This is a genomic window from Peribacillus sp. 05N428, from assembly GCF_056397085.1.
The window spans coordinates 1-4,279 of sequence record NZ_JBFTMS010000101.1; the positions used below are offsets into that span (position 1 = coordinate 1).

Here is a 4,279-nt window from a genome sequence, read left to right on the forward strand (position 1 = left end):
TCGACTCCAGGCTGGTCAAATGGGTTAACTCCTAATAGATGGCCACTAATCCCACATGCCTTCTCAAAAAAGTAAACCATCTCACCGTAAGTGTATTCATTCATTTCATCCAGTTCAATCACGAGATTAGGTACTTCTCCATCTATATGAGCCATAAGGGTACCTTGAAATGCACTTTTGTTGACTTCATCCATCGTCTTACCGGCCAGGAAGTCTAATCCATCAATATTTTCTGGATCCTCCTGAATAGTCACTTCAATTCGAGATTTCTTAATCTGTAAAACCGTTTCTAAAAGGTTTCGTCGACCTTCCTGCACATATTGTCCCATTGAATGCAAATCCGTTGAAAAATCGACGGAAGCAGGAAAAAGACCCTTTTGATCTTTTCCTTCACTTTCCCCAAATAGTTGTTTCCACCATTCGGATATAAAATGAAGAGATGGCTCATAATTAACCAGCAATTCAATCACTTTTCCCTTATTGTAGAGTGCATTTCGCACTGCAGCATATTGGTAGCATTCATTTGTCATTAATTCTGGATTATTGTACTTACGTGCAGCAGATGCAGCTCCTGCCATCATTTGATCAATGTCTAATCCTGCAACGGCAATAGGTAAGAGACCTACTGCTGTTAGGACAGAATATCTTCCACCTACATCATCTGGAATAACAAATGTTTCATATCCTTCTGCGTCTGCAAGTTTTTTTAATACTCCTTTTTCCTGATCAGTAGTGGCAAAAATACGTGTTCTTGCCTCCTCCTTTCCATACTTTTGTTCCATATAGTTACGAAAAATACGGAAGGCTAAGGCAGGCTCTGTTGTTGTTCCTGATTTAGAAATAACATTAACTGAAATATCTTTTCCTTCTAATAGCTCTAATAAATGCGTGATATAGGTGGAGCTGATATTGTTCCCAGCAAAATAAACTTGTGTCTTACCGTCTATTTGATTATGAAAAGTATGAGACAAAGCTTCAATAGCTGATCTTGCCCCTAAATAAGAACCACCGATGCCAATAACAATCAGAGCATCTGATTGATTTTGTATTCTTTTTGCAGCTTGTTTAATACGTGAAAATTCTTCTTTATCATAGGTTAGTGGTAAATCGACCCACCCAAGAAAATCAGAACCAATACCTTTCTTTTCATGAAGCATTCCATGAGCTACTTTTACAAATTCACTTAATCCTTCTACTTCACTCTTTTTCATAAATGGCAAAGCGTTGGTGTAATCAAACGAAATAGTCATACCTTATATTTCCTCCCAGATCTATTTTTGGTTACTCTTATCTATTTTTCCAAATTATTTTTTTTCCACAGCATGTCCACCAAATTCGTTTCGCAAAGCAGCAACCACTTTACCTGTAAAGGTATCATTGTCTAAGGAACGATAACGCATTAATAAAGACATAGCGATAACAGGGGTAGCTGCTTGAAGATCCAATGCTGTTTCAACTGTCCATCTCCCTTCACCAGATGAATGCATAATGCCTTTAATTTCATCTAATTTTGCATCTTTAGAAAACGCGCGTTCTGTTAAACCCATGAGCCAAGAACGAATAACCGAACCATTATTCCAAACTTTTGCTACCTTTTCATAATCAAAATCGAATTCACTTTTTTCTAATACTTCAAATCCTTCTCCAATCGCAGCCATCATTCCGTATTCAATTCCATTGTGAATCATTTTTAGGAAGTGACCACTACCAGCTTTTCCAGCATATAAATACCCATTTTCTACAGCTGTATCTCGAAAAATGGGCTCGACAATGCTCCATGCTTCAGGCTCTCCCCCAATCATATAACAAGCTCCATCCCTAGCACCTTCCATACCCCCGGATGTGCCGGCATCCATAAAGCTCACTCCCACTTCCTTTAGCTGGTTGTATCGACGAATGGATTCCTTATAGTGAGAATTACCAGCTTCAACCACGATATCTCCCTCACTCAGAAATGGTGTTATCTCACTAATAACGGAATCAACAACGGAGTGTGGAACCATAATCCAAAAAACTCGTGGCTTTTCTATTGATTGAACAAGATCTTGTAAGCTAGATGTACCTTCAGCCCCGTATTTCTTTATTTCTTCAACAGCATTTGTATTTAGATCAAATGCTACTACATCATGTTTATGGTCAATTAAGTTCTTTCCTAAGTTTAGCCCCATTTTTCCTAATCCAATTAATCCGACCTTCATCATTAATCCTCCTTGAGTATTTCTATATTTTTTGAGTTTTTCATCTATAGCGTATTGGATTCAAAGTATAATCATAATCTTTCTTTTACCACCATCTATAACCATCCTCTTCCAATAATTGATGAGCAGCTTCTGGTCCCATCGAGCCAGATTGATATGAATGAAGTGGAACAATATTTTCCTCAAATGTCTCTAAAATAGGCTGTACCCATTTCCAAGATAATTTCACTTCGTTCCAATGAGCAAAGAAGGTAGAATCTCCACGCAGAGCATCAAATATTAAGAGTTCATATGCTTCGGGCACGTCTTTTTTACTCGCTGAAAAATCAACAACAATAGGTTCTAATTTTCCATTTATCGGGTTTTTACTATTTAACTGCAACGAAACACCTTCATTAGGACTTACATTATTGGCCACGAACGACGTGGATACCTACAGTATTTTTCTGTAATGGTCGCAGAGATTCCATAACTTTTCTTTTCTCATTACGGATATCTTTTGCACTAATCTGTTTTGGGAGATGCATGGCTGTCATCATCAAYAGCTGTAGCATATGATTTTGAACCATATCACGAATAGCGCCTGCTTGGTCATAATAACCAGCCCTCTCTTCTACACCAACCGTTTCACTAGCCGTAATTTGCACATTGGCAATAAACCGATTGTTCCAAAGTGATTGCAGYACAGGATTGGCAAATTCCAAGGCTTCAAGGTTTTGAACCATTGGTTTTCCGAGATAATGGTCAATCCGRAAAATTTCRTCTTCTTCAAAAGCTTTGCTTAATTTTTSGTTTAAATCTTCAGCAGATTTTAAGTCATACCCAAATGGTTTTTCGATAATCAATCGTTTCCATCCCTTTGTCGAACCTAAGCCACTCTYCTTTATGTTTAAAGCAATTACATCAAAGAATTCAGGAGCAACAGAAAGATAAAACATTCGATTCTCTTCAATACTCTGGTCTTTTTCATTTTGTTGAACGACTTCAACTAACTTCTTATACCCTTCWGCATTCGTGAAATCTAAYTGGCAATAACGAAATGCCTTTACAAACTCTTGTTTTTCGGATTTATCATTTATCAAGTGTCTAGAAAAAGTGTATAGCGAGTCTGTTACATGGTTTTGAAAATCAACATCAGACATTTCGTCTATTCCTACACCAATGATCAAAAAAGAATCTGGTAATTTTTGATTCAAATATAAATTAAACAAGGCAGGGTAGATTTTTCGCTTAGCTAAATCCCCAGTTGCCCCAAATAAGACAAACGTCATAGAATCCACTTTTCATTCCTCCACGGTAATAATGATTTCTCTTAATTGAGAATGTCCACATTTTGGACAGGTTTCATTATTTATGGTGATGATGAGACATCTTTCACAAACTTTTCGCTGCTTAGTTTTGAACCTTTCCATTCGGATCTCTCCTTTCGTAAAAAGCAACAACATGTATAAATTATTAAATGAAGTTTCACTTCATCTCACCATGCTTGTAGCAGTATTCCCTTAAGGTTTGGTAGTATTCTTTAAGCTCGCTATTACTTGAGCAAAATCAGTATATTACGTATGTTATACTTTTGAAAGTACGCACTTTATTAACATATAGATACATTGATATAACATAGTGTTAAAAATAACACTATAAACTTGAATCCAATACCAAGAGTGAAAAGCCAAGGATAGCGATTATACAAGATTCGCTGCCCTTGGCTTTTTAGTAACTGATTCTTTTATTAAATGTTGTGTTTAAATGTTGTGTTTTTTCAACCTTTTAAATACTTAGAGATATAAAAAACCACGGACAGCATCTTTATTAAGATAGCTAACCGTGGTTTGTTAGTATATGAACTTTTTTACACTTTTTCGAACCCCTAGGAGAAACTCTTTTTTCTATTGAATAGACGATTTGTTTTCTGTTTCTTTTTCCAATACATTCTCAATATAATCTTTACCCCAGTCATACATAGCATCCAGAATAGGCATCAGACTTCTTCCATACTCAGTGAGTGAGTATTCAACTTTTGGTGGAACGACAGGATAGACTTCACGATGAACAATCAAATGGTCTTCAAGTTCGCGCAATTG

Annotated in this window: 3 protein-coding genes and 1 pseudogene; all 4 read right to left on the reverse strand. The window is 36.6% G+C overall.

The features are described 5' to 3' along the window. Window positions 1–1,250: glucose-6-phosphate isomerase (locus AC1DIV_RS29820; protein WP_477577946.1), on the reverse strand; the 1,250-nt coding region annotated here is incomplete at its 3' end. Window positions 1,251–1,304: 54 nt separating this feature from the next. Continuing rightward, complete coding sequence (gnd, locus tag AC1DIV_RS29825) at window positions 1,305–2,198, reverse strand: phosphogluconate dehydrogenase (NAD(+)-dependent, decarboxylating) (RefSeq protein ID WP_477577947.1); 894 nt, start codon at window positions 2,196–2,198, stop codon at window positions 1,305–1,307. Between the two features lie 85 nt (window positions 2,199–2,283). Continuing rightward, window positions 2,284–3,478: pseudogene (locus AC1DIV_RS29830) on the reverse strand (glucose-6-phosphate dehydrogenase). Window positions 3,479–4,084: 606 nt separating this feature from the next. Continuing rightward, on the reverse strand, window positions 4,085–4,279 hold a 195-nt coding region (locus AC1DIV_RS29835; RefSeq protein ID WP_477577948.1), incomplete at its 5' end, for a winged helix-turn-helix transcriptional regulator.